Origin of the sequence: Rhizobium ecuadorense (assembly GCF_001187535.1) — a bacterium.
GTDB lineage: Bacteria > Pseudomonadota > Alphaproteobacteria > Rhizobiales > Rhizobiaceae > Rhizobium > Rhizobium ecuadorense.
The window spans coordinates 1-207 of record NZ_LFIO01001327.1; the positions used below are offsets into that span (position 1 = coordinate 1).

At 58.5% G+C, this 207-nt stretch carries 1 pseudogene; it reads right to left on the bottom strand.

Annotated elements, in window-relative coordinates:
• Nucleotides 1-207, bottom strand: a pseudogene (locus AF337_RS28875) (ABC transporter substrate-binding protein); the annotation flags it as partial.

The window sequence follows — 207 nt, forward strand, 5'->3', positions numbered from 1 at the left end:
GGCTGTCGGCAATCGCCTGCGCCAGGTCGACGTCGTAACCGATAACCGTCTTGGAATCGGAGGCATAATCATGCAGCGGAAGATTGCCGCTCGAGCTGATGCCGACGGTGAAGACGCCACTTTCGACGAACTTGAAGTCCTTGACTTCGGCAATGCGCTTCTCGTTCTTTTCCACCCGCAGCCGGTTGGGCTGCTCGGGGCTGAGAT